Below are 24,992 nucleotides of genomic sequence, written 5' to 3'. Positions count from 1 at the left end.
ACTACCCATTTCATGGGCGTCCCCTTATGATGTCTACCAGACTTTTTACCCTGCGATGACCCATGGCTGATTCCGCATTTTTCTGCACCCTGTCCCACGAAGGCATACTCGCGGTCCGCGGCGTGGATGCCGGCAAATTCCTGCAAGGCCAATTGACCTGCAACCTCAACTACCTCAGCGACAGCCGGGCCAGCCTGGGCGCCCGTTGCACTCAGAAAGGCCGGATGCAATCAAGCTTTCGGATCGTCCTCGAAGGCGACGGCGTACTGATGGCCATGGCCACGGAGCTGCTGGAGCCGCAACTGGCGGACCTGAAGAAATACGCGGTGTTCTCCAAATCCAAACTCACCGATGAAAGCCCGGCGTGGGTTCGCTTCGGATTGGAGAACGCGGACACCGTGCTGAGCGGGCTGGGCCTGGAGCTGCCAGCCGAAACCGACAGTGTGATTCGCCAGCAATCGCTGATCGCTATTCGCGTCTCCCCCGGCCGCGCTGAACTCTGGGCTCGCGCCGAACACGCCGATACGCTACTGACACAGCTGCGCGAGCAACTGCCCGAAGGCGACTTGAACCGCTGGCTGCTGGGCCAGGTCCGCGCGGGAATCGGCCAGGTCATGGCGGCCACGCGCGAATTGTTCATTCCGCAGATGCTCAACCTGCAAGCCGTAGGCGGCGTGAGCTTCAAGAAAGGTTGCTACACCGGCCAGGAAATCGTCGCGCGCATGCAGTACCTGGGCAAGCTCAAGCGTCGCCTGTATCGCCTGCAATTGGACGCAGACGAACTGCCGGCGCCAGGCACCCCGCTGTTTTCTCCCACCCATGGCAGCTCTATCGGCGAAGTCGTCATTGCCGCCCGCGCGGAACGAAATATTGAACTGCTGGCAGTATTGCAGGCCGAAGCGGCAGAAGATGGCAATTTGCACCTCGGTGCTTTGGAAGGACCCGCGCTACAATTGCTGGACTTGCCTTACGAACTGGACCGCGACCGCGAAATCCAGCGTTGATCGCAACATTTTGTCGCAACACCCTAGAGAACCGAAATGAGCGATTTGGCGGATAAGGTCCAGCGGGATTTGGTGGCGGCCATCGATAATGATGACCTGGTCTTGCCAACATTACCGGAAGTGGCCATGCAGATTCGCCGGGCCGCCGAAGACCCGGAAATCAGCGTCAGCAACCTGAGCAAAGTGATTGGCCGTGACACCGCCCTTTCGGCGCGCCTGATAAAAGTCGTCAACAGTCCGTTGCTGCGCGCCACGCAGGAAGTGACGGACCTGCACACGGCCATCACTCGGCTGGGCGTCAACTACAGCAGCAACCTGGCGATTGGCCTGGTCATGGAGCAGATTTTCCATGCCCGCTCCGAGGTCGTGGAACAGAAGATGCGCGAAGTCTGGCGCAAGAGCCTGGAAATAGCGGGTGTCAGCTACGCCCTCTGCCGCAGCTACACGCACCTCAAGCCTGATCAGGCGGCCTTGGGCGGATTGGTCCATCAGATCGGCGTCCTGCCGATCCTGACGTATGCCGAAGACAATAATGAATTGCTGTCGGACCCCGTCAGCCTCAACCACGTCATCGAGACGATTCACCCGGTGCTGGGCGACAAGCTGCTCAGTGTCTGGGAGTTTCCGGAAAGGTTGGTGAAGCTGCCGGGGTTGTACCTGGATTTCAACCGAGACTCCAAACAACTCGATTATGTCGACCTGGTGCAAGTCGCCGCGCTGTATTGCTACAAGGACACCGACCATCCGTTGAGCCGGATCGACGCGCTTGGAGTGCCGGCAATCAAGAAGCTGGGCATCGACCTCGACGATAAGGATCGCTGCGCGGACATTGAAGAAGCGCGGACGATGTTTTACTGAACAGCCCAGACATCGAACCTGAACCTGGCATCAACCCTGTGGCGAGGGGATTTATCCCCGCTGGGCGCAAGGCGCTCCTCACGGCCTAAGGGCAACGATAAATAAATCTTGGGGCCGCTTCGCGACCCAGCGGGGATAAATCCCCTCGCCACAAGTAAGTATCCCGCCAGGACAGCATTCAACTGGGGCTTATTCTGAGCCCGGGATGAAACTCACCCGCACCTTCAGCCCACCGTCCTGACCGTCGTGCAGCGTGATCTGCGCCAGATGCGCACGGCAGATTTCCCCGACGATCGCCAGCCCCAGGCCCGAGCCGGCCACTTGCTGGTTTCGCCGATAGAAGCGCTGGAACACCCGTTCCCGCTCAGTTTCAGGAATACCGGGGCCGTCATCCTCGACTTCCAGCACTGCGGGCGCGACGACCCGCAGGATCACGTTGCCACCCGACGGTGTATGGGCCAGCGCGTTATCCACCAGATTGCTCAACAGCTCGTTCAATAAGGTCGGCTCGCCCCGCAACCAGACCGGCTCATCGGCTTCCAGCGCCAGCGCGACGCCACGGGCGTGTGCCAAGGGAGCCATGGCCATGCCCAGCTCACGGGCCAATTGGCTCAGGTCGAGCAATTGCGCACCGCCCTCGGCAATCGCCCGGGCGCCGTTTTCCACTCGCGCCAGTGACAGCAACTGGTTCGCCAGATGGGTCAGGCGGTCGGTGCCCTGGGCCGCGGTTTCCAGGGTCTCACGCCAGGTCGCCGGCTCGCTGGCGCGCAAGCCCAGTTCCAGGCGCGCCTTGAGGGCGGCCAGGGGCGTGCGCAGTTCATGGGCGGCATCGGCAATGAATTGCGCCTGACGCTCGAATTGGCCACGCAGGCGCTCGGTGAAATGATTGAGCGCCCGGACAAGCGGCCACAGCTCATGCTGGACTTCCACCAACGGCAGCGGCCGCAAATCGTCCGGCTGACGCTCTTCCACCGCCGTACGCAGGCGTTCCAGCGGACGCAACGCGGCGCTGACCGCGAACCACACCAGCAACAGCGCACCGACGGCCAGCATGCCCAGCCGCAGTAGCGTGTCGGCCATCAGGCCCCGGGCCATGCTGATCCGCGCTTCTTCGGTTTCCGCCACGCGAATCTCCGCCATGCCGTTCATTTCCGGCTCGCTCACGGCTTTGAGCAGGCTGACGACGCGCACGTCCTGGCCTTGGTAACGCGCGTTGTAGAAACGTGCCAAGGCCGGATAATCGTCGGTGCGCGGCGTGCCGGGCGGCGGACCCGGGAGATTTTCGTAACCGGAAATCAGTTGTTGGTGGATATCGTTGACTTGGTAGTAGATACGTCCGGCGCTGTCATAGGCGAAGGTGTCCAAGGCCACGTAAGGCACGTCCGCGCTGAGCGTACCGTCACGTTGTGAAAGGCCGGCGGCGATGGTCCGGGCCGAGGCCAGCAGCGTCCTGTCATAGGCGGTATCGGCGGCCTCCCGGCCGTTCCAATAGGCGCTCAGGCCACTGGCGAGCATCAGCACCACCAGCAGCGATGCGAGGTTGCGCAGCAGCCGCCAGCGCAGGCTGTCGGGCTTATGCATCCCGGGTTTCCAACAGGTAGCCCAGCCCCCGGAATGTCACGATCGCCACGGCGTGGCCGTCGAGTTTCTTGCGCAAGCGATGCACATAGATCTCGATCGCGTCGGGGCTCGCTTCTTCGTCCAGGCCGAAGACCTGGGCTGCCAACTGCTCCTTGCTCATCACCCGCCCGGGCCGGGCAATCAACGCCTCCAGGACAGCCTGTTCGCGGGAGGTCAACGTCATCAATTCGTCGTCGAGGGTAAAGCGCCGGGTGTCCAGGTCGTAGACCAGTCCTCCGCAGCGCTGCTGGCGTTCGCCACCCAACACGCTACGGCGCAGCAGCGCCTTGACCCGGGCCTCCAGTTCGGTGAGTTCGAACGGCTTGGCCAGGTAATCATCGGCGCCAAGGTTCAGCCCATGGACGCGGTCCTTGACGTCGCTGCGAGCGGTCAGCATCAGGACCGGCGTGGTCTTGCCCCGGGCCCGCAGGCGCGCCAGCACTTCGAAACCGTCCATGCGCGGCAGCCCGACGTCGAGGACCACCACGGCGTATTCCTCGCTGCCCAAGGCCAGGTCGGCGGCCACGCCGTCATGCAGCACGTCCACGGTCAAACCGGTGCTCTTGAGGGCTTGGGCGACACTTTCGGCGAGCTGCAGATGATCTTCGACGAGCAGAACACGCATGGTTTTTCCTCGATTCAAGGGATGGCCGACGCCATTCTTTGGCGCGGAGTTTACAGCCGCATCCGCAACTGTGAAGCCAAAAAGCATCCTGAAAGCTATTGAAAGGTTAGCGAAAGGTTGGCCGGCTAGAGTCCCGATACGAACAGTTACGACTGTAGATCGCGTAACAGATCGCGAACGAAAAACGCCTCGAAGCGTTTTCGCCAAATAAAAACAATAAAGCGGAGTCACCACCATGCTGTCCCTACAGCTTCAGGCTTCAATGCCCGCCCGTCTTTCCAGCTCCAACCAGACTACCCTTTCCTGTGCCGTTGCCCGCGCCGATGTCCATCGACGTCAGGATGCATCCGCGCAGCGCGATCTGCCGCACCCGTGAATGCCGGTGCCGGTCAACTTCGCCCGGCCTTGGCCATATTTTTTGCAACACACAACAACAACTCCTGTGGAGACAAAAATGAACCTATCACTGCGTAAAGTAGCCCTGGCCGTCGGATGCCTCGTGTTCGCGGGGCCGTTGCTCGCCGCTGACGCCTCCAAAGAGCCCAAGCGCCCGGAATGCATCGCACCCGCCGCCCCGGGTGGCGGTTTCGACTTGACTTGCAAATTGGCGCAAAGCGCACTGGTCAACGAAAAACTGCTGACCAAGCCGATGCGTGTCACCTACATGCCCGGTGGTGTCGGCGCGGTGGCCTACAACGCGGTGGTCGCCCAGCGCCCGGCTGACGCCGGCACGCTGGTGGCCTGGTCCAGCGGTTCGCTGTTGAACCTGGCGCAAGGCAAGTTCGGCCGTTTTGATGAAACCAACGTACGCTGGCTCGCTGCCGTCGGCACCAGCTACGGCGCCATCGCGGTGAAAAGCGATTCGCCCTACAAGAATCTCGACGACCTCGTACAAGCCCTGAAGAAAGACCCGGGCTCCGTGGTCATCGGTTCCGGCGGCACCGTCGGCAGCCAGGACTGGATGCAGACTGCATTGATCGCCAAGGCCGCCGGTATTGATCCGCGCAAACTGCGCTACGTGGCCCTTGAAGGCGGCGGCGAAATCGCCACCGCGTTGCTCGGCGGACATATCCAAGTGGGCAGTACCGACATCTCCGACTCCATGCCACATATCCTGAGTGGTGACATGCGTCTGTTGGCGGTGTTCTCCGACAAACGCCTGGACGAGCCGGAAATGAAAGACATTCCGACCGCCGTGGAACAAGGCTACGACATCCGCTGGCCGGTGGTACGTGGCTTCTACCTGGGCCCGAAAGTCACCGATGAAGAATACGCCTGGTGGAAAAATGCCTTCGACAAACTGCTGGCCTCCGAAGAGTTCGCCAAGCTGCGCGACCAGCGCGAACTGTTCCCGTTCGCCATGACCGGCCCGGAGCTGGACGCCTATGTGAAAAAGCAGGTAGCCGACTACAAGGTGCTGGCCAAAGAGTTTGGCCTGATTCAGTAATCGCCTCTGTTCTCGTGGTGGCGCCGAGCTGAACTCGGCGTCACCCAGGAGTTTGTCATGCTCACCATCCAACGTATTTTTGCCTCGGTGCTGCTGCTGGCGTGCATCGGCCTGGCGCTGATGGCCTGGCCGTATCAGGCACCTTTTTCCTACGAGCCGGTCGGCCCGCGCGCCTTCCCCTTGCTGATGCTGGGGCTGATGGGCCTGGCGCTGCTGTACATGGTGTTCCGACCCGCGCCCATCGTGCACAGCGATGACGACCCACAACTGGACCGCGAGACCTTGCAGAAAATCGGCATTTGCGTGGTGCTGCTGTTGGTCTTCGCCGGAACGTTCGAACCCCTGGGGTTCATCCTCTCCAGCATTCTCATCGGTGTGCCGATGGCGCGCCTGTACGGCGGTCGCTGGGTGCCGAGCGTGGTGATCATCAGCCTGATGGCCATTGGTCTTTATCTGTTGTTCGACAAGGTGATGGACGTGCCGCTGCCCTTGGGCCTGCTCGACGTCCTGGAGAATTGATATGGATACCCTGAATTATCTCGGCCAGGGTTTTGGCGTTGCACTGACCCCCTACAACCTCGTCACGGCCCTGAGCGGTACCTTGATCGGCACCGTGGTCGGCCTGCTGCCGGGCCTGGGTCCGATCAACGGCGTGGCGCTGCTGATCCCGATTGCCTTCGCACTGGGGCTGCCGCCGGAATCGGCGCTGATCCTGCTGGCGGCGGTGTACCTGGGTTGTGAATACGGCGGGCGAATCAGCTCGATCCTGCTCAACATCCCGGGCGAAGCCTCCACCGTGATGACCACCCTCGACGGCTACCCAATGGCTCGCCAGGGCCTGGCCGGGGTGGCGTTGTCGCTGTCGGCGTGGAGTTCGTTCATCGGCGCGCTCATCGCCACCTGCGGCATGGTGTTGTTCGCACCGTTGCTCGCCAAATGGGCGATTGCCTTCGGGCCGGCGGAATATTTCGTCCTGATGGTATTCGCCATTGTCTGCCTTGGGGGCATGGCCGGTGATCGTCCGCTCAAGACCTTTATCGCGGCGCTGATCGGCCTGTTCCTCTCCAGTGTCGGCATCGACGCCAACAGCGGTGTCTACCGTTTCACCGGCGATAACATTCATCTGACCGACGGGATTCAATTCGTCGTACTGGTGCTGGGCCTGTTCTCCATCAGCGAGATCCTGTTGCTGCTGGAAAAAACCCACCGTGGCCAGGAAGCGGTAAAGGCCACCGGGCGGATGATGTTCAACTTCAAGGAAGCGGCGTCGGTATTTGTCGTCAACCTGCGCTGTGGTGTGCTGGGCTTCATCATGGGCGTGTTGCCAGGTGCCGGTGCGACGCTGGCCAGTGCCGTGGCCTACATGACCGAGAAGCGCATCGCCGGTGCCAGCGGTACGTTCGGCCAGGGCGACAAGCGCGGCCTCGCGGCGCCGGAGACCGCCATTGGCGGCGCTGCCTGCGGTGCACTGGTGCCGATGCTGACCCTCGGCGTTCCAGGCTCAGGCACCACGGCGGTGATGATCGGCGCGCTGTCGCTTTACAACATCACCCCTGGCCCGCTGCTGTTCCAGCAGCAACCGGATATCGTCTGGGGCCTGATCGCCTCGTTGTTCGTCGCCAACGTCATGCTGGTGATCCTCAACATCCCGATGATCCGTATCTTCACCCGCATCCTGGCCGTGCCGAACTGGGCGCTGGTGCCGGTGATCGCAATCATCACGGGCATCGGCGTCTATGCGGTGCACGCCACCACGTTCGACCTGTTCCTGATGATCGGTATCGGTATCTTCGGCTATATCCTGCGCAAGCTGGACTTCCCGCTGTCGCCGGTCTTGCTGGGTTTCATCCTCGGCGGGCTGATGGAGCAGAACCTGCGCCGTGCGCTGTCGATCTCCAACGGTGCGCTGGAAATCCTCTGGTCGAGCCCGATCACCTTCGGTTGCTGGATCCTGACGGCGATCATGTTGTTCATGCCCCTGCTGCGAATCTGGCGTCGTCGCAGCGCCCAGCGTCGTGCCCTGGCCAATGTCTGAGGCAACAACTTTCAGACATTGGTGGGGAACACCGCTGGTCGGCTTGGCCGGCGGTTATCTGGCCAGCCTGATCGGCTGGCCCTTGCCCTGGATGGTCGGCTCGCTGTTGGCGATCATCCTGGTGCGCTGCCTGACGCCGTGGCAATTGATGGAAATCCCCGGCGGCCGCAAATGCGGCCAATGGGTGGTGGGCATCGGCATCGGTTTGCACTTTACGCCGATGGTGATGGAACAAGTCCTGAGCCACTTCGGCCTGATTTTCTTCGGCGCGCTGATCACCAGCGTGTCCAGCGTGGTGAGTGTCTGGCTGATGCGCCGCACCGGCGAAGACCGCGCCACCGCTTTCTTCTCCAGCATGCCTGGCGGCTCCGGCGAGATGGTCAACCTTGGCGCCCGCAACGGTGCGATGCTCAGCCATGTTGCCGCGGGCCAGAGCTTGCGGGTCCTGGTGGTGGTGCTATGCGTGCCGGCCGCGTTCAAGTATCTGCTGGGCGATGGAACCCCGGTGCAACACGCCACGACAGTGGACTGGATGTGGCTGGCGATCCTGTTCCCGGCTGGCGCCCTGCTCGCCTGGATCTGGGAACGCTTGCGCCAACCCAACCCATGGTTATTCGGGCCGCTGCTGGTCAGCGCGGCGGTGAGCATTGGCTGGGATCTGCACATCGGCCTGCCCCACGGCGCCAGCCAAGTCGGCCAGTGGTTGATCGGCAGTGGATTAGGTTGCCATTTCAACCGGCAGTTCTTTCGTCGGGCACCGTCGTTCATGGGACGCACGCTGGTTGGCACGGTATTGACGATGCTGATCGCGACGCTTGCGGCACTGGGCCTGAGCACCCTGACCCAGCTGGACTTGCGTTCGCTGACACTGGGCATGATGCCCGGTGGCATCGCCGAAATGAGCCTGACGGCGGAAACGCTGCAGTTGTCGGTTCCGTTGGTCACGGCGTTGCAGGTGATGCGGCTGTTGTTCGTGCTGTTTCTGGCGGAGCCGTTGTTCAGGTATTGGATGCGCAGGCCGGATTCAAACGCTTAAACCGAGTCGCCTTCATCGCGAGCAAGCTCGCTCCCACAGGGGATTTGCGGCGTACAGGAATCTGATAGCCGCTGAAGATCCAGTGTGGGAGCGAGCTTGCTCGCGATGGGGGCCGTCTGGTTGGCGTATCAAACCGGCGGCAACCGCCATTCGATCGGCTTCTCGCCATGTTGCTCAAGGAACTTGTTGGTCCGGCTGAAATGCCCGCAGCCGATGAATCCCCGATGGGCCGACAGCGGTGACGGATGCACCGAGGTCAGCACCAGATGCTTGGTCGCATCGATCAGCTTCTGCTTGCTCTGGGCATGGGCGCCCCACAACAGGAACACCAGGTGAGGCTGGTGTTCGCTGACCACCTCTATGACCCTGTCGGTAAAGTGCTGCCAGCCCTTCTTGGCGTGGGCGTTGGCATTGGCGCGCTCCACGGTCAAGGTTGTGTTGAGCAGCAACACCCCCTGGTCGGCCCAGCTTTGCAGGTAACCGTGGTTGGGAATGTCGATGTTCAGGTCGCGCTTCAATTCCTTATAGATGTTCACCAGCGAGGGCGGTGTCGGCACGCCCGGCTGCACCGAAAAACACAAGCCATGGGCCTGGCCCGGACCGTGATACGGGTCCTGGCCAAGGATCACAACCTTGACCTTGTCCAGCGGCGTGGAATTGAGCGCATTGAAAATCAACGGCGCGGGTGGGTAGATCTCCTTGCCGGCGGCGAATTCCTGGCGCAGGAATTCGCGCAACTCTGCCATGTAGGGCTGGTCGAATTCGGCACGCAGTGCCTGCTTCCAGCTCGGTTCGAGTTTGATACGGTCGTCAGCAGTCATGGGCACACCCGGTAAAAACAATGGGCGCACCCTAGGAAAGCCTACAAGGCTTGTCAATTGATCTGACGCTGATCCGACACTTTCCACCACAGCAGTCATACTGATCATTCAAATTTCTGATCGAGGTCACGATGAATCTGCACTTCGAAGAACTTACCGGTAGCAATGGTGCGCGGCTCGGCATCGCCACCCTGGATGCGGAAAAATCCCTGAATGCCCTGACGCTGCCGATGATCAACGCCCTACATGATCGCCTGGATGCCTGGGCCAGGGAGCCGCAGATCGTTTGTGTATTGTTGCGCGGCAACGGCGCCAAGGCCTTCTGCGCCGGTGGCGAAGTGCGCAGCCTGGTGGAGGCTTGCCGCGCTCATCCCGGTGAGGTGCCACCGCTGGCCGCGCAGTTCTTCGCGGCTGAGTACCGCCTGGACTTCAACCTGCACACCTACCCTAAGCCGCTGCTGTGCTGGGGCCACGGTTATGTGCTGGGCGGCGGCATGGGTTTGCTGCAAGGCGCAAGCACACGGATCGTTACGCCGAGCAGTCGCCTGGCGATGCCGGAGATCAGCATCGGCCTGTATCCGGATGTCGGCGCCAGTTGGTTCCTGTCGCGCCTGCCGGGCAAGCTCGGGCTGTTCCTCGGCCTGACCGGTGCCCACATGAATGCCCGTGACGCCATCGACCTTGGCCTGGCCGACCGTTTCCTCCTGGACGGTCAACAGGACGATTTGATCGAGGGCCTGCTGCAGCTTAACTGGCAGGAACAGACCGAGATGCAGCTCAACAGCCTGCTCAAGGCCTTGCAGCAAGAAGCCCTCGCCCAGTTGCCCGAAGCCCAATGGCTGCCCCGCCGGGAGAAGATCGACGAATGGCTGGATGTCAGCGATGTGCGCTGCGCCTGGAAAGCCCTGAGTTTGCTGGTGGATCACCCCGATCCGCTGATCGCCAAGGCAGCCAAGACCATGACCGAAGGTTCACCGCTGACGGCGCACCTGGTCTGGGAGCAGATCAACCGGGCGCGGCATCTTTCCTTGGCCGGGGTGTTCCGCATGGAGTACACCTTGAGCCTGAATTGCTGCCGTCATCCGGAGTTCAGCGAAGGCGTGCGGGCACGGTTGATCGATAAGGACCACAAGCCCCGTTGGCACTGGCCAGACATCAATCGTGTGCCGGAAGCGGCGGTCGAGGCGCATTTTCACAAGGTGTGGGAGGGGCGGCATCCGTTGGCGGACTTATCCAACGAGTGAGCCTTTGTGGGAGCGAGCCTGCTCGCGAAAGCGGTGGGTCAGGTTACGACAATCGTGAATGTGCCATCGTCTTCGCGAGCAGGCTCGCTCCCACGGGGATGGATTTATGGCAGGCACAAAAAAGCGGCGCTCAATGCGCCGCTTTTTGTTGTCCGGGGATCAGCGGTGGTTACCCCGTCCATCGCGGTCACCACGTCCACGCTCACCGTGTCCCCAATGATCCCGCCCGCCACGACCGCCTCGGTCGTCATTCCAACCACCCCGGTCACGGCCACCCCAGCCACCCCGATCCGGATAAGACCGATACGCTCGCGGTGGCGAGTAATAGCGCGGGCCTTGCTGGTAATACCGCGGTGCCGAGTAATAGCGTGGCGCCGGTTGGTAATACCGCGGTGCGTAATAGCCACGCGGTGCCGAATAATATCCTCCGCTGTAGTAGGCCGGCCCTGGCGAGGTGTAGACCTCTGAACGGTAATAGCTCGAGTCTCCGTCGTAGTAAGGCACGCATGCCGAAAGAGTCAGACCAAGAAACGCAATGAGGAGCAGTCGTCGATACATGGCGGCCTCCTGGACCGCGAATGGGCCACATCAGCGACGCTGATGGGCGGCAGTCAACGTTGTGTGACTGACGAATATTCAGACAGCAAAATCGGAATCTGGTGCGACCTGGCAACAACTGGAAACATGTCACTCGTCGCCCTCTTCCGGTGCGCCATGGCACCACAAGCAAGCACAAATCCGCCCTCGATCATCCCTCTCCGACGCCCGCGCGCTCTGGCATGGGCCTTTGCCCGAATTGGCACGGCTCTCGCTTTAACAATCCCCGTGCAGGAGTCATCACAGGTTCGCGGCACCACAATTTGCAATGGCTGACTAGGGTTCCGGCTCGCCTTTGGCGAGTGGCTGGTCCGAGAGTTGGCGACCTCCAGTTGAGGTTACACGGCGGGACAAAAGCCCGGGAGACAAGCCACCGTTCGCGGTGCCGCGTTGCTCCTGTCCGCCCTTGATCAACTGGAGAACCACCATGTTCAAGCTTCGTCTGTCCGCCCTGCTCCTCGCCGCATTCGCCGGTCTCGTGAGTTTCTCGTCCGCCGCCGCGCAAAAAGACCACTTCAGCGTGTGTTGGACCATTTACGCCGGCTGGATGCCCTGGGAATACGCCGGCAGCCAAGGCATCGTCGATAAGTGGGCGAAAAAATACGGCATCACCATTGATGTCGTGCAGCTCAACGACTACGTCGAATCCATCAACCAATACACCGCCGGCCAATTCGACGGCTGCACCATGACCAACATGGACGCCCTGACCATCCCCGCCGCCGGTGGCGTGGACAGCACTGCGCTGATCGTCAGCGATTTCTCCAACGGCAATGACGGCATCGTCCTCAAGGGCGACGGCAAGAAAGTCGCCGACCTCAAGGGCATGGACGTCAACCTGGTGGAGCTGTCGGTGTCCCATTACCTGCTGGCCCGCGCCCTGGACTCGGTCAATCTCACCGAGAAAGACCTGAAAGTCATCAACACCTCAGACGCCGACATTTCCGCCGCCTTCAACACCGACCAGGTCAAGGCCGTCACCACCTGGAACCCGATGCTCTCGGACATCAAAGCCCAGCCAGGCGTGAGCGAAGTGTTCAACTCCAGCCAGGTGCCCGGCGAGATCATGGACATGATGGTGGTCAACACCCAGACCCTCCAGGACAACCCCGCCCTGGGCAAGGCTTTGACTGGCGCCTGGTTCGAAGTCGTGGCGCTGATGAATGCCAGGAATGCCGCCGCCAACGCTGCGCTGGAACACATGGCCAAGGCGTCGGGCACCGACCTCAAAGGTTTCCAGGCGCAACTGGACACCACCAAATTGTTCGCCACGGCCAAGGAAGCGCTGGGCTTCGCCACCAGCGATCAACTGCCCGCCACCATGGGCAAAGTGGCCGAGTTCTCGTTCAAGCACGGCTTGCTGGGTGAAGGCGCCAAGAGCACCGACGCAGTCGGCATGACGTTCGCCAATGGCGTGACCCGCGGCGACAAGGCCAACCTCAAGCTGCGCTTCGACCCCACTTACGTGCAGCTCGCCGCCGACGCCAAGCTCTAGACCGGAGGACCTGGCATGCGCCTGATCAATCGCTACCCGGATCGCCCCAGCCGCTTGCTGCTGGTCATCCTGCCATTCGCGCTGGTGCTGTTCGCCTATTTCATGGGCTCGGCCGAACGACTGACAGAGAACCCCAACGACAAGCTGCTGCCCAGCGCCGTGCAAATGGTCGATGCGGTGAAACGCCTGGCCTTCACCGCCGATGCCCGCAGCGGCGACTACCTGCTCTGGCAAGACACCGCGTCGAGCCTGCGTCGGCTGGCGATCGGCCTGGGCATCAGCGCCCTGGCAGGGCTGTGCCTGGGCATTGCCGCCGGCACGCTGCCGCTGTTCGGCGCGCCGCTGTCGCCCTTGCTTACCGTGGTCTCGATGGTGCCGCCCCTGGCGATCCTGCCGATCCTGTTCATCGTCTTCGGCTTGGGGGAACTGTCGAAAGTGATGCTCATCGTGATCGGCATCACGCCGTGCCTGGCGCGGGATCTGGAACAGCGCGCCCGGGAGATTCCGTCCGAACTGCTGATCAAGGCCCAGACCCTCGGGGCCTCGACCTGGACGCTAATGCTGCGGGTGGTGCTGCCGCAACTGCTGCCACGCCTGCTGATCTCCCTGAGATTGATGCTGGGCTCGGCCTGGCTGTTCCTGATCGCCGCCGAAGCCATCGCCTCCACGGACGGGCTCGGGTATCGGATTTTCCTCGTGCGTCGCTACCTGGCGATGGACGTGATCCTGCCGTACGTGGTGTGGATCACGCTGCTCGCCTGGCTGATGGACTGGGGGCTCAGGCGCCTGACCCTTCGAGCGTTCCCTTGGTACGAGGGGGCGAGAGCATGAGCTTCATCACGGTAAACAACGTCTGGCAGCAATACGCCGACCAGGTCGTGCTGGAACGCTTGAACCTGAACGTCGCCGAGGGTGAGTTCTGCACGCTGGTGGGTGCTTCGGGTTGCGGCAAATCGACCTTCCTGCGCTTGTTGCTGGGCCAGGAGCGCACCAGCCGCGGACAGATCCTGCTGGATGGCGAACCCTTGGCGGGCGAGCCGGATGCCAGCCGGGGCGTGGTGTTCCAGCGCTATTCGGTGTTCCCGCACCTGACGGTGCTGGACAACGTCGCCCTGGGCCTGGAGTTGCCGCGTTCGCCTTTGCTGGGCCGTCTGTTCGGCAGTGCCAAGCGCCAGGCTCGCGAAGAGGCGGCGCAACTGTTGGACAAGGTCGGCCTCGGCCACGCGCTGGACAAATACCCGGCGCAGCTTTCAGGCGGCATGCAGCAACGACTGGCGATTGCCCAGGCCTTGATCATGAAGCCGCGGGTCCTGCTGCTGGACGAACCCTTCGGCGCCCTCGACCCCGGCATCCGCAAGGACATGCACGCGCTGCTGCTGGCGTTGTGGCGCGAGACCCGATTGACGGTGTTCATGGTCACCCACGACCTGTCCGAAGGTTTCAGCCTCGGCACGCGCCTGCTGGTGTTCGACAAGGTGCGCGTCGATCCCCACGCCCCCGGCGCCTACGGCGCGCGCATCACCTACGACATTCCATTGAACAGCGACCGCCGCACCGCCCGTGCCGCCGTCGACGCCCTGCCCGCCGATTTGGCCGGCACGTTGCGTATTGCTTGAGAGGAGTTTTTCCATGACCGATTCGATCCAGTTGTTTCCCCCCTTCGCCGAAGAATTGCTACCCGGTGGCGGCCACCGCTCCTTCGTGCTCAAGCGCGGCCAACTGCTGCGCCTGACCGATCTGCGCGGTGGCGCCAACGTGAGCCTGACACTGCTCAACGCCAACGAAAAAACCGAACGCCTGAACCTTCCGGACAGCCTCAAATGCCAACACACCGCCAAGCTCACCGCCGGCCATTGCCTGTATTCGGACATGGGTCGAGTGCTGGCGGCGATCACCGCTGACACCTGTGGTTGGAGCGACAGTTTTGGCGGTGTGCTCTGCGCCGAGGAAGTCGCCGAGAAATATGGCCAGGGCCGCTACCAGGAACTGCGCAACGGCTTCTTTCGCAACGGCACCGACAACCTGCTGGTAGAACTGGGCAAATGGGGCTTGGGCCTGTCCGACCTGCTGATGACCCTCAACCTGTTCAGCCGGGTCGATGTCGACGCGGCCGGCCACTTTCACTTCGTCGAGGGCAATTCCAAGGCCGGCGATTACATCGAGTTGTATGCACCGATGGACACCTTGGTGGTGCTGACCGCGCTGCAACACCCGATGGACCCGAACCCGCAATACGCCCCGCAACCGCTCAAGCTCAGTTGGATGAACGCTGATGCCAGCGTCGCCGAACACTGCCGCCTTTCGCGCCCGGAAAATCAGCGCGGCTTCATCAACACCGACCGCCTGTTCGCTTGAGGATCGTCGCCATGTCACTTGCTATCGCCACCACAGCCAAGCAACCCGATACCGCCGTCTACCGCGCCACGATTCCCGCCGGGGAGCCGTGGCTGACCGAGGTCAAGGCCGGCCAGACCCTGCGCATCCTCGACCTGGAGGGCAACCAGGCGGTCGATACGCTGTTCTACAGCCTGGCCAACCCCAAGGAACGCTATGACGTGCAACGCACCTTGCGCCGACAGAACAGCGTCTACCTGACTAGCGGCAGCGTACTGTATTCCAACCTCGGCCGCCCCATGCTGACCATCATCGAAGACACCTGCGGGCGCCACGACACCCTCGGCGGCGCCTGCGCCCAGGAAAGCAACACCGTGCGCTACGCCCTGGAAAAACGCCACATGCACAGCTGCCGCGACAACTACTTGCGGGCCTGCGCCCACGATGGCCGGCTGGGCAAGGGCGACATCGGACCGAACATCAACTTCTTCATGAACGTGCCGGTAACCGCCGACGGCGGCCTGACCTTCGAAGACGGGATTTCAGCGCCGGGCAAATACGTCGACCTGCGGGCCGAGATGGACGTGATCGTCCTGATCTCCAATTGCCCGCAATTGAATAACCCGTGCAACGCCTACAACCCCACGCCAGCGGAGCTTCTGATATGGAACTGAAATTCGTGCGCCTGCGCCGCTGGTTGTTCGCGTTGTGCCAGAGCCGGTCGGGGCAGTGCATCAAATGATCGGCTGAACGCCACCGGCCCTGTGGGAGCGAGCTTGCTCGCGATAGCGGTCTGTCAGCTGCATCGAGGTTGGATGTGCCGCCGCTATCGCGAGCAAGCTCGCTCCCACAAGGTCTGATGGTGTTTTTAAGAAAGTTTCGCCCACGGGGACGACCCCGTCGGCCATCGAAAACTGCGGGACGGCCCGCATCCCAGTTCAGGCAGCACGCAGGCCTGAGGGGGCAATGCCATGTTCGAAAAAATCCTCATCGCCAACCGTGGCGCCATCGCCTGCCGCATCCTGCGGACCTTGCGCGAATTGAAGATCCAAGGCGTCGCGGTGTATTCCCAAGCCGACGCCGCCAGCCTGCATATCCTCCAGGCCGACGAAGCCCACTGCCTGGGCGAAGGCGCGGCGGCGGGCACCTACCTGGCGGTGGATAAGCTCCTGGCGATCGCCAGGCACAGCGGCGCGACGGCGATTCATCCCGGCTACGGCTTCCTTTCGGAAAACGCCGCGTTCGCCGAAGCCTGCGAGGCCGCCAATATCGCCTTCATCGGCCCGACACCGGAGCAACTGCGCGTGTTCGGCCTCAAGCACACCGCGCGGGACCTGGCCCGCCGGCACGGCGTGCCGTTGCTCGAAGGCACCGAATTGCTCGACAGCCTCGACGCGGCGTTGCTGGCCGCAAGGCAGATCGGCTATCCAGTGATGCTCAAAAGCACCGCGGGCGGCGGCGGCATCGGCATGCGCGTGTGTCGCAGCGATGTTGAACTGAGCGAGTCCTTCGAAGCGGTCAAGCGCCTGGGACAGAACAACTTCAGTGACGCTGGCGTGTTCATCGAGAAGTACATCGAGCGGGCGCGGCACCTCGAAGTCCAAGTGTTCGGCGACGGCCACGGTCAGGTGATTGCCCTCGGCGTGCGCGACTGCTCGGTGCAGCGGCGCAACCAGAAAGTCATCGAAGAGACGCCCGCGCCCAACCTGCCCGAAGGCATGGCCGACGAACTCTGCGCAGCGGCGATCAAACTGGCCCGGGCAGTGAATTACCGCAGTGCCGGCACCGTGGAGTTCGTCTACGACAGTGACGCCGGGCGCTTCTACTTCCTGGAGGTGAACACCCGATTGCAGGTGGAGCACGGCGTCACCGAGCAGGTGTGGGGCGTGGACCTGGTGCGCTGGATGGTGCAATTGGCCGCCGGCGAACTGCCGCCGTTGAGCGAACTGAGCCTGGGGTTGAAAGCCTGCGGCCACGCGATCCAGGCGCGCCTGTATGCCGAGGACCCAGGCCGGGATTTCCAGCCAAGCCCAGGGCTGCTCACTGCCGTGAAATTCCCCAAGGCCGACGGCCGACAACTGCGCATCGACACGTGGGTCGAGGCCGGCTGCCAGATCCCCCCCTACTTCGATCCGATGATCGCCAAGGTCATTCGTTGGGCTCCGACGCGTGAGCTGGCGCGCCTGGGCCTGTACCAAGTGTTGGACGAAAGTCTGCTGTACGGCGTGGAAACCAATCGCACCTACCTGCAACAGATTCTGCTCGACGCGCCCTTCGCCAACGGCCAGCCCTGGACGCGCTGCCTGGAAACCCTGGCCTACCGCGCCAGCACCTTCGAGGTGCTCAGCCCCGGCACCCAGACAAGCGTCCAGGATTACCCTGGCCGCCTCGGTTATTGGGCCGTGGGCGTACCGCCGTCGGGTCCGATGGACAGCCGTTCGCTGCGCCTGGGCAATCGCCTGTTGGGCAATGACGAAGGCGCGGCGGCCCTGGAAATCACCATGAGCGGGCCGCTGCTGCGCTTCAACTGCGACGCGCGAGTGGCGGTGACTGGTGCGCAAATTGCCCCGACCCTGGACGGCGAGGCGGTGCCAATGAACACTCCGCTGTCGATCGCCGCCGGATCCACCCTCGCCCTGGGCACCATCAGCGGCGCCGGGGCGCGCAGCTACCTGTGCCTGCAAGGTGGCTTGCAAGTGCCGGATTACCTGGGCAGCAAAAGCACCTTCACCCTCGGCCAGTTCGGCGGCCACGGCGGACGGGCGTTGTGCACCGGCGATGTGCTGCACCTGGCGGCGCTGGATGAGCACGCCGCGTTGCCGCCAATCGACGCGCCGCCGCTCCTGTTGCCACCCGTGCGGCACATCCGCGTCATCTACGGTCCACACGGCGCACCGGAATATTTCACCGAGCGCTATATCCAGACGTTCTTCGACACGTCATGGGAAGTGCATTTCAACTCCAGCCGAACCGGCGTGCGGCTGATCGGGCCGAAGCCGGAATGGGTCCGGGCCGACGGCGGCGAAGCGGGCCTGCACCCATCCAACATCCACGACAACCCGTATGCCATCGGCGCCGTGGACTTCACCGGCGACATGCCCGTCATCCTCGGCCCCGACGGCCCGAGCCTGGGTGGTTTCGTCTGCCCGGTGACGGTGATCGAGGCAGACCTGTGGCAATTGGGGCAGCTCAAGGCGGGGGACAAGGTCAGGTTTGTGCCGGTGGATATCTCGACCGCCCGATCACTGGTCCTGCAATGCCCCCCCTGTGGGAGCGAGCTTGCTCGCGATAGCGGTCTGTCAGTCCCATCGATTCTGGATGTCCCGCCGCAATCGCGAGCAAGCTCGCTCCCACAGGGAGTGGTGTCGCCGGTGGTGTTGGATATCGGGCAGGACGATACGCGTCTAGTGGCAAGATTATCCGGCGACACCCATCTGCTGCTGGAAATCGGCGCCCCTGAACTGGACCTGGTGCTGCGCTTCCGCGCCCACGCCTTGATGCAGGCACTGGAACAAAAGCACCTGCACGGCGTGATCGACCTGACGCCGGGCATTCGCTCGCTGCAAGTGCATTACCAACCCGAGCAACTGCCGCTGGCCGACCTGCTGGCCATCGTCGCTGGCGAATGGGATGCCGTCTGCGCCGCGCAAGACCTGCAGGTGCCGTCGCGCATCGTCCACCTGCCGCTGTCCTGGGACGACCCGGCCTGCCAACTGGCCATCGAAAAATACATGACCACCGTGCGCAAGGACGCCCCTTGGTGCCCAAGCAACCTGGAGTTCATCCGACGCATCAACGACCTGCCGAACCTCGACGAAGTGCAACGCACGGTATTCGACGCGAGCTATCTGGTGATGGGCCTGGGGGACGTCTACCTCGGGGCGCCGGTCGCCACCCCGCTCGATCCACGGCATCGGCTGGTGACCACCAAATACAACCCGGCCCGGACCTGGACCGCGGAAAACTCGGTGGGCATCGGCGGCGCCTATATGTGCGTGTATGGCATGGAAGGTCCGGGCGGCTATCAGTTCGTCGGGCGCACGTTGCAGATGTGGAATCGCTACCGGGACGTCGCCGCGTTCGATGGCAAGCCCTGGCTACTGCGGTTCTTCGACCAGATCCGCTTCTACCCGGTCAGTGCCGATGAGCTGTTGCGCATCCGGCGGGATTTTCCGCTGGGCCGCTTCGACCTGAATATCGAACACAGCCAACTCAACCTCGCCGATTACCAGGGTTTCCTTACCCGGGAAGCGGACAGCATCGCCGCGTTCCGCCAGCAACAGCAACAGGCGTTCCGTGCCGAGCGTGAGCGTTGGATCGCCAGTGGCCAGGCACATTTCGACAGCGAGGAACCGACACCCGCACCGAGCGAAGAGGCGTTGCTGGGCGAGGGCCAATTGAGCATCGATAGCCACATCGCCGGCAATCTCTGGCAAGTCCAGATAGAAGTGGGCGCGCGAGTCGCAGCCGGTGACGTGTTGGTGATTCTGGAGTCCATGAAGATGGAGATCCCGGTGATCGCGCCCATGGCCGGGGTGGTACGCGAAGTGCGCGTCCAGCCCGGTTCCGCGGTGCGCGCCGGACAGCGTGTCGTGGTGCTGGAACGTGACTGAACTCAACCAAGGGACTCATGCGATGAACCTCTCTCTGCGCCTGGACAACCTGCGTGACGCCTACCGCAACGGCGAAACGACACCGCGCGAACTTTTGCTCGCCCTGCGGGAAAAAGCCGCTGCGCTCAACCCGGACTATCACCTGTTCATCCACCTGCTCTCGCCCGAGGAGCTGGAGCCCTACCTGACCGCGCTGGAAAGCCGCGACTTGGAAAGTCTGCCGTTGTACGGCGTGCCGTTCGCCATCAAGGACAACATCGACCTGGCCGGCATTCCCACCACCGCCGCCTGCCCGGCGTTCGCCTACGTGCCGCAGCGTTCGGCCACAGTGGTCGAGCAATTGCTGGCGCTGGGCGCCATTCCCCTGGGCAAGACCAATCTCGATCAATTCGCCACCGGGCTCAACGGCACCCGCACGCCTTACGGTGCCTGTCGTAACAGCGTATTGGCGGACTATCCGTCGGGTGGCTCGAGTGCCGGCTCGCCGCTGGCGGTGGCCCTGGGCGTGGCAAGCTTTGCCTTGGGCACCGACACTGCGGGCTCAGGCCGTGTGCCTGCGGCGCTGAATAACTTGGTGGGACTTAAAGCCACCAAAGGCTTGATTTCCACCGCAGGCGTGGTGCCGGCCTGCCGGACGCTGGATTGCGTGACCACATTCACCGCGACGGCGCGGGAAGCCAGCCAACTGTTGGCATTGACTGCGCATCTCGACCCGCGCGACGAATACAGCCGCCGCAACCCGCAATGGAACGACGGCTCGGCGTTCGGCGCACCAAGGCGCTTTCGCTTCGGCGTGCCTCGTTGGCAAGACCTCGAATTTTTCGGCTGTGACGAAGGCCCACGGTTGTTTCGCGAAGCCATCGAGCGACTCGAACACCTGGGCGGCGAAGCCGTCGAGCTGGATTTGTCGCCGTTCCTCGAAGCCGCACGCTTGCTCTATGAAGGGCCTTGGGTCGCCGAGCGCTACAGCGTCGCCGGGGAGCTGATAGAGGAAGAACCCGACACGGTATTGCCAGTGATCCGCGCCGTATTGGCGAAAGCGCCTACCGTGACGGGCGTCGAAACCTTCCGCGCCCAGTACCGTTTGCAAGCGCTCAAGGCCCGGTGCGACCGTGCGATGGAAGCGCTCGATTGCGTGCTCACCCCGACCATCGGGCGCCCGGTGACGCTTGCCGAACTCGCCGCCGAACCCGTGCTGCGCAATGCGGAGCTGGGTTACTACACCAACTTCATGAACCTGCTGGACTACGCCGCCGTCGCCGTGCCCAGCGCCTTCATGGCTAACGGTCTGCCTTGGGGCGTGACGCTGTTTGGCCGGGCTTTCACCGATCAATACCTGCTGGGCGTGGCCGACGCCTTGCAACGCCAGCAACTGCCTGACTTGCCAATACCCGCCCATCCGGCGCGCCATGATCGGGCTCGATTGGTGGTGTGCGGCGCGCACCTGGATGGGTTGGCATTGAACTGGCAACTCAAGCAACGCGGCGCCCGGCTGATCGAGGCGACCCACAGCTCGCCGGATTACCGCCTCTATGCCTTGGCCGGCGGCCCGCCACTGCGTCCCGGCATGCTTCGCGTCGATGAAGGCGGCGTGGCAATCGAAGTGGAAGTCTGGGAGCTGCCGAGCAGTGAGTTGGGCTCGTTCCTGACCGGTATTCCCGCGCCGCTTGGGCTGGGCAAGGTGCAACTGGCCGATGGGCGCTGGGAAAGCGGTTTCATTTGCGAGCCGTATGGCCTGGAGGGGGCGCAGGACATCAGTCACCTGGGAGGTTGGCGAACTTATCTGCTTAGTCTGAAATAACGGTGAACCTGTGGTGGGGGAGCCCGCTCGCTCACCACAGCATCCAGACACCGCAAATCCAAATACCTTTTTCCGCAAGGCCACTAAACTGATTCCATTGGGTCACTTCAAGGGAATCGCCATGTCGCTTCGCTCGCCGTTGTATTCCCAGCGCTCACCATTGCTGCTGTTGACCATTTTGCTCGGGGCCGGCTTCCTGGTGACTTCGTTGCTGGGCTATTACGCCGCCAACACCTCGCTGCGGGAAAATGCCCTCAAGGCGTTTTACCTCAATCTGCTGATCGGCCTGCTGGTGACAGCGGCAGCACTCGTGGTGCTCTATCGGTTGATCGCCAGCTACCAGCGCCGGATCGACGCCCAAGCCATTCTCGACGGCCTGACCGAACTGCCGAATCGTCGAGGTTTCGACCTGTTGGCGGTACAAGCCCTGCACGAAGCCCAACGCGAGCCCAAGCCCTTGAGCGCGCTGTTGCTGGAAGTGGATAACTTCAAGCAACTGGACACCACCCATGGCCACATCGCCAGCGATCAGTTGTTGACCGGCCTCGCCCATGACCTGACCGATAACCTGCGACATTCGGACATTATCTGCCGCTGGAGCTCCGACGCCTTCGCCCTGCTGCTCAAGGACACCGACGGCCAGAATGGTCTGAAGATCGCCGAGAAGATTCGCCAGCGCATCGAGCAGCAGCGCTATTTTTGCAGCGGAAAACAATTGCGGGTCACCATCAGCATCGGCGTCACCACGCTGCAGAATGAAGACACCTTGCACAGCCTGCTGTCCCGGGCCGATCATGCGCTGCAGCGCGCCCGACAGACCGGGAGCAATCGAACCTGCGTGGAAATGCCCCATTCCAGCTATGAATAATCCTGAACTCTGCCCGGCCTGCGGTGCTGCCAATGACTGCACGCTGGCCAATCCGAAAACCGCCGATCGCGCCTGCTGGTGCTACGGCGTGAGCATCGACCCGGCTGTGCTCCAGGCATTGCCAGCCGAGCTGCGCGACAAATCCTGCCTGTGCCCGCAGTGCGCCCGGGTGGATGATCAACTGCGCGCCAAGCCCCGACCGATCGCGTAAGATGCCCGCCCTCCGCTCCCTTGCCCGAATTGTCCATGCGCGTTGACCGCTTCCTCAGCAATCTGCCGCGTTTCAACCGCCAACAGGTCCGCCTCTTGTTAGTGGAACGTCGCGTACGGATCGACGGCCAGACCGTCATCGATCCGCAGGCACAGGTGCGTGAATTCAGCCGCGTCGAGGTGGATGACGAAGTGCTGCAAGCAGGACGACCGGCGCGGTATTTCATGCTGCACAAGCCGCCCGGCTGCGTCAGCGCCACGCGCGATCCGCAGCACCGGACCGTGCTCGATTTACTCGACGAACCGGACAAGGATGACCTGCACATCGCCGGTCGCCTGGATTTCAATACCACCGGGCTGATGCTGATCACCAACGACGGCAGTTGGTCGCGACGCCTGACCCAACCGCAGACCAAGCTGCCGAAGGTCTACTACGTCGAGACCGAGCAAACCATCACCGCCGAATACGCCGTCACTTTTGCCCAAGGCCTGTACTTTGCGTTCGAGGACCTCACCACCCAACCGGCGGAACTGACGCTGCTAGGGCCGACGTCCGCACGCTTGAGCATCGTTGAAGGCCGCTACCATCAGGTCAAGCGCATGTTCGGTCACTTCAACAACAAGGTGCTGCGCCTGCATCGCGAACGGATGGGGCCGCTGGTGTTGGATGCCCAACTGGAGCCTGGTGGCTATCGCGCCCTGAGCCCGGAAGAAATCTGTCTGGTCTGAAGAAAATGACCGCTGGGCAGAAGTGTCGAACAATTTTCGATGAGCACTTGCGCAACGGCTGCCCCCCTGCTTGAATCAAACCGTCGGCCGAAATGTGACCGACGAGTCACACCATACCTCTAAGAAACTTTTTGCCGGCTGGAACCCTCAGGTTCCGCCTCATGCGTCGGCAAACTGCCCGCCATAACAATACCCGTCGACCGGCTGTCATGGATCGACATGGGCCTTATCTTCCAGGCGAATGCCTACCTGTCACATTGCCCGTGCAATCTCATTGCGCGCATACCCGCTTGCCAGGAGTCTTATGACATGAGGCCAGAAATCGCTGTGCTGGATATACAGGGTCAGTATCGGGTTTACACGGAGTTCTATCGCGCAGACGCCGCGCAAAAGACCATTATCCTGGTCAACGGCTCGATGGCCACCACCGCGTCGTTTGCTCAGACCGCGAAAAACCTCTACCCGCAATTCAACGTTGTGTTGTACGACCAGCCCTACGCGGGCAAGTCCAAGGCCCACAACCGCCACGAGAAAATGCTGACGAAGGAAATCGAAGGGCAGATTCTCCTGGAGTTGATCGACCACTTCGCCGCCGAGCATGTGTTGTCGTTTTCCTGGGGCGGTGCCGCCACGCTGAGCGCCTTGGCGCAACGGCCACGGCGCATCGAAAAAGCCGTGATCAGTTCGTTCTCACCGGTGCTCAACGCACCGATGCGCGACTACCTCGAACGCGGCGTTGACTACCTGGGCAGCCTGGACGGCGACCGTGTCGGGCACCTGGTCAACAACACGATCGGCAAGCACCTGCCGCCGCTGTTCAAGCGTTTCAATTATCGCCACGTCAGCAGCCTGGCCGAGCATGAATACGGGCAGATGCACTTCCACATCAGCGACGTGCTGCACAGCGACCAGCAGTGCTACATCAACGCCGCCAAGAAGGTTAACGTTCCGGTGCTGTTCCTGAACGGCGAATGGGACGAGTACACCTCTGCCACCGACGCCAGGCTCTTCGCCGACCATGTCCAGCACAGCACCTTCACCACGCTGCAAGCCACCGGGCATTTCCTGGACATGGAACACAAAGCCGCTTGCCGCGACAGCCGCGACGCATTGCTGGGCTTCCTCAAGCCGACCCGCCACGAAAGCCGACCGCGCTACAGCTATGTGCAGGACTACCATGCACTGGCTATCTGAAAAGTCATCGCGAGCGAGCCTCCGACAACGAGGCTCGCCCGCGAAGACCGCTCTGCTTTGAGGCCTGCGCAGACGGACAACCTCACCGTCCGGAAAGAAAAACTTCAAATCCAAGGCGACATCTGGTACAAAGTCAGCCGCTCTGAGCGGGTGTCGTATAATGGCATTACTCCAGCTTCCCAAGCTGATAACGAGGGTTCTTATAGGACATCCCGTTTTGTGAGCAAAGAAATATGTGTAATGCGGGTATAGTTTAGTGGCAAAACGAAAGCTTCCCAAGCTTTAGTTGAGGGTTCGATTCCCTCTACCCGCTCCACAACACAGCACCACGCCCCAGCAAATATGGACTTCCCCTCCCTGATCCCTGATCAGCATTCCCTCCATCCCAACCTACTTTCCAATCGCACACCCCCTTCCCTCCGCGCCAATAAACAACCATCCGCGATCACATCAAGTTGTGA

General features: G+C 62.3%; 21 protein-coding genes, 1 tRNA gene, 1 pseudogene and 1 riboswitch. Of the genes and pseudogenes, 19 read left to right on the top strand and 4 right to left on the bottom strand.

Going from position 1 to position 24,992, the window contains the following annotated elements:
- Positions 1-62 precede the first annotated feature (62 nt).
- Entirely contained in the window at positions 63-1,004 is a 942-nt protein-coding gene (gene ygfZ / locus FHK92_RS02490) for a CAF17-like 4Fe-4S cluster assembly/insertion protein YgfZ (RefSeq protein ID WP_181286673.1), read from the top strand.
- Positions 1,005-1,040: 36 nt separating this feature from the next.
- Entirely contained in the window at positions 1,041-1,862 is an 822-nt protein-coding gene (locus FHK92_RS02485; protein ID WP_181286672.1) for an HDOD domain-containing protein, read from the top strand.
- A 189-nt stretch (positions 1,863-2,051) separates the two neighbouring features.
- Here FHK92_RS02485 and FHK92_RS02480 read toward each other — a convergent pair whose 3' ends face one another.
- A complete protein-coding gene (locus FHK92_RS02480; RefSeq protein ID WP_181286671.1) occupies positions 2,052-3,443 on the bottom strand; it encodes a sensor histidine kinase in 1,392 nt (463 codons plus the stop codon).
- Positions 3,436-4,107 (bottom strand): response regulator, encoded by a 672-nt coding sequence (locus FHK92_RS02475; RefSeq protein ID WP_030138298.1) that lies wholly within the window; start codon positions 4,105-4,107, stop codon positions 3,436-3,438. Before FHK92_RS02475 ends, FHK92_RS02480 begins: the two co-directional genes overlap by 8 nt.
- A gap of 454 nt (positions 4,108-4,561) precedes the next feature.
- Between FHK92_RS02475 and FHK92_RS02470 the strand changes: the two genes are divergently transcribed.
- The 4 genes from FHK92_RS02470 to FHK92_RS02455 are packed head-to-tail and all read left to right on the top strand — an operon-like array spanning position 4,562 to position 8,625.
- A complete protein-coding gene (locus FHK92_RS02470) occupies positions 4,562-5,554 on the top strand; it encodes a Bug family tripartite tricarboxylate transporter substrate binding protein (RefSeq protein ID WP_030138299.1) in 993 nt (330 codons plus the stop codon).
- A 57-nt stretch (positions 5,555-5,611) separates the two neighbouring features.
- The gene (locus tag FHK92_RS02465) at positions 5,612-6,073 is read left to right on the top strand and encodes a tripartite tricarboxylate transporter TctB family protein (protein WP_181286670.1); all 462 of its coding nucleotides are present in this window, start codon (positions 5,612-5,614) and stop codon (positions 6,071-6,073) included.
- 1 nt (position 6,074) lies between these two features.
- Positions 6,075-7,589 carry a tripartite tricarboxylate transporter permease gene (locus tag FHK92_RS02460; protein WP_181286669.1) on the top strand — a complete coding sequence of 505 codons (1,515 nt, stop codon included), beginning with the start codon at positions 6,075-6,077 and terminating at the stop codon, positions 7,587-7,589.
- Positions 7,582-8,625, top strand: a complete 1,044-nt coding sequence (locus tag FHK92_RS02455; protein WP_181286668.1) for an AbrB family transcriptional regulator — start codon at positions 7,582-7,584, stop codon at positions 8,623-8,625. Before FHK92_RS02460 ends, FHK92_RS02455 begins: the two co-directional genes overlap by 8 nt.
- Before the next feature lie 128 nt (positions 8,626-8,753).
- Here FHK92_RS02455 and ung read toward each other — a convergent pair whose 3' ends face one another.
- On the bottom strand, positions 8,754-9,446 hold the full coding sequence (gene ung, locus FHK92_RS02450; protein WP_181286667.1) for a uracil-DNA glycosylase: 693 nt from the start codon (positions 9,444-9,446) through the stop codon (positions 8,754-8,756).
- Positions 9,447-9,577: 131 nt separating this feature from the next.
- Here ung and FHK92_RS02445 point away from each other — a divergent pair, with 131 nt between their 5' ends.
- A complete protein-coding gene (locus FHK92_RS02445) occupies positions 9,578-10,690 on the top strand; it encodes an enoyl-CoA hydratase/isomerase family protein (protein ID WP_181286666.1) in 1,113 nt (370 codons plus the stop codon).
- Between the two features lie 159 nt (positions 10,691-10,849).
- Here FHK92_RS02445 and FHK92_RS02440 read toward each other — a convergent pair whose 3' ends face one another.
- A complete protein-coding gene (locus FHK92_RS02440; RefSeq protein ID WP_181286665.1) occupies positions 10,850-11,248 on the bottom strand; it encodes a hypothetical protein in 399 nt (132 codons plus the stop codon).
- Between the two features lie 304 nt (positions 11,249-11,552).
- Positions 11,553-11,654, top strand: a riboswitch (guanidine-I (ykkC/yxkD leader).
- 60 nt (positions 11,655-11,714) lie between these two features.
- Here FHK92_RS02440 and FHK92_RS02435 point away from each other — a divergent pair.
- The 12 genes and pseudogenes from FHK92_RS02435 to FHK92_RS02380 all read left to right on the top strand — a co-directional run bounded on the left by FHK92_RS02435 (position 11,715) and on the right by FHK92_RS02380 (position 24,847).
- Positions 11,715-12,782, top strand: a complete 1,068-nt coding sequence (locus tag FHK92_RS02435; protein WP_181286664.1) for a putative urea ABC transporter substrate-binding protein — start codon at positions 11,715-11,717, stop codon at positions 12,780-12,782.
- Positions 12,783-12,797: 15 nt separating this feature from the next.
- Positions 12,798-13,613: an ABC transporter permease gene (locus tag FHK92_RS02430; protein ID WP_181286663.1), complete on the top strand. Its 816-nt coding sequence runs from the start codon at positions 12,798-12,800 to the stop codon at positions 13,611-13,613.
- A complete protein-coding gene (locus FHK92_RS02425; protein ID WP_181286662.1) occupies positions 13,610-14,398 on the top strand; it encodes an ABC transporter ATP-binding protein in 789 nt (262 codons plus the stop codon). Before FHK92_RS02430 ends, FHK92_RS02425 begins: the two co-directional genes overlap by 4 nt.
- A 13-nt stretch (positions 14,399-14,411) precedes the next feature.
- Positions 14,412-15,137: an urea amidolyase associated protein UAAP1 gene (locus FHK92_RS02420; protein ID WP_181286661.1), complete on the top strand. Its 726-nt coding sequence runs from the start codon at positions 14,412-14,414 to the stop codon at positions 15,135-15,137.
- Between the two features lie 11 nt (positions 15,138-15,148).
- On the top strand, positions 15,149-15,790 hold the full coding sequence (locus tag FHK92_RS02415; RefSeq protein WP_181286660.1) for an urea amidolyase associated protein UAAP2: 642 nt from the start codon (positions 15,149-15,151) through the stop codon (positions 15,788-15,790).
- Positions 15,791-16,087: 297 nt separating this feature from the next.
- Complete coding sequence (uca, locus tag FHK92_RS02410) at positions 16,088-19,729, top strand: urea carboxylase (protein WP_181286659.1); 3,642 nt, start codon at positions 16,088-16,090, stop codon at positions 19,727-19,729.
- Between the two features lie 22 nt (positions 19,730-19,751).
- Positions 19,752-21,530, top strand: coding sequence for an allophanate hydrolase (gene atzF / locus FHK92_RS02405; RefSeq protein ID WP_181286658.1), 1,779 nt, complete (start codon positions 19,752-19,754; stop codon positions 21,528-21,530).
- 256 nt (positions 21,531-21,786) lie between these two features.
- A pseudogene (locus FHK92_RS02400) lies at positions 21,787-22,398 on the top strand (GGDEF domain-containing protein); the annotation flags it as partial.
- Positions 22,391-22,609 carry a cysteine-rich CWC family protein gene (locus FHK92_RS02395; protein WP_181286656.1) on the top strand — a complete coding sequence of 73 codons (219 nt, stop codon included), beginning with the start codon at positions 22,391-22,393 and terminating at the stop codon, positions 22,607-22,609. The pseudogene FHK92_RS02400 and the gene FHK92_RS02395, both read left to right, overlap by 8 nt.
- Before the next feature lie 35 nt (positions 22,610-22,644).
- On the top strand, positions 22,645-23,337 hold the full coding sequence (locus FHK92_RS02390; protein WP_181286655.1) for a pseudouridine synthase: 693 nt from the start codon (positions 22,645-22,647) through the stop codon (positions 23,335-23,337).
- Between the two features lie 309 nt (positions 23,338-23,646).
- Positions 23,647-24,531, top strand: a complete 885-nt coding sequence (locus FHK92_RS02385) for an alpha/beta fold hydrolase (protein WP_181286654.1) — start codon at positions 23,647-23,649, stop codon at positions 24,529-24,531.
- A gap of 242 nt (positions 24,532-24,773) precedes the next feature.
- Positions 24,774-24,847, top strand: a tRNA-Gly gene (locus FHK92_RS02380).
- Positions 24,848-24,992 lie beyond the last annotated feature (145 nt).

The organism is Pseudomonas brassicacearum subsp. neoaurantiaca (genome assembly GCF_013608025.1).
Lineage (GTDB): Bacteria > Pseudomonadota > Gammaproteobacteria > Pseudomonadales > Pseudomonadaceae > Aquipseudomonas.
Note: the sequence above shows the minus strand (reverse complement) of the source record. Positions and strands in the feature narration are given on the sequence as shown.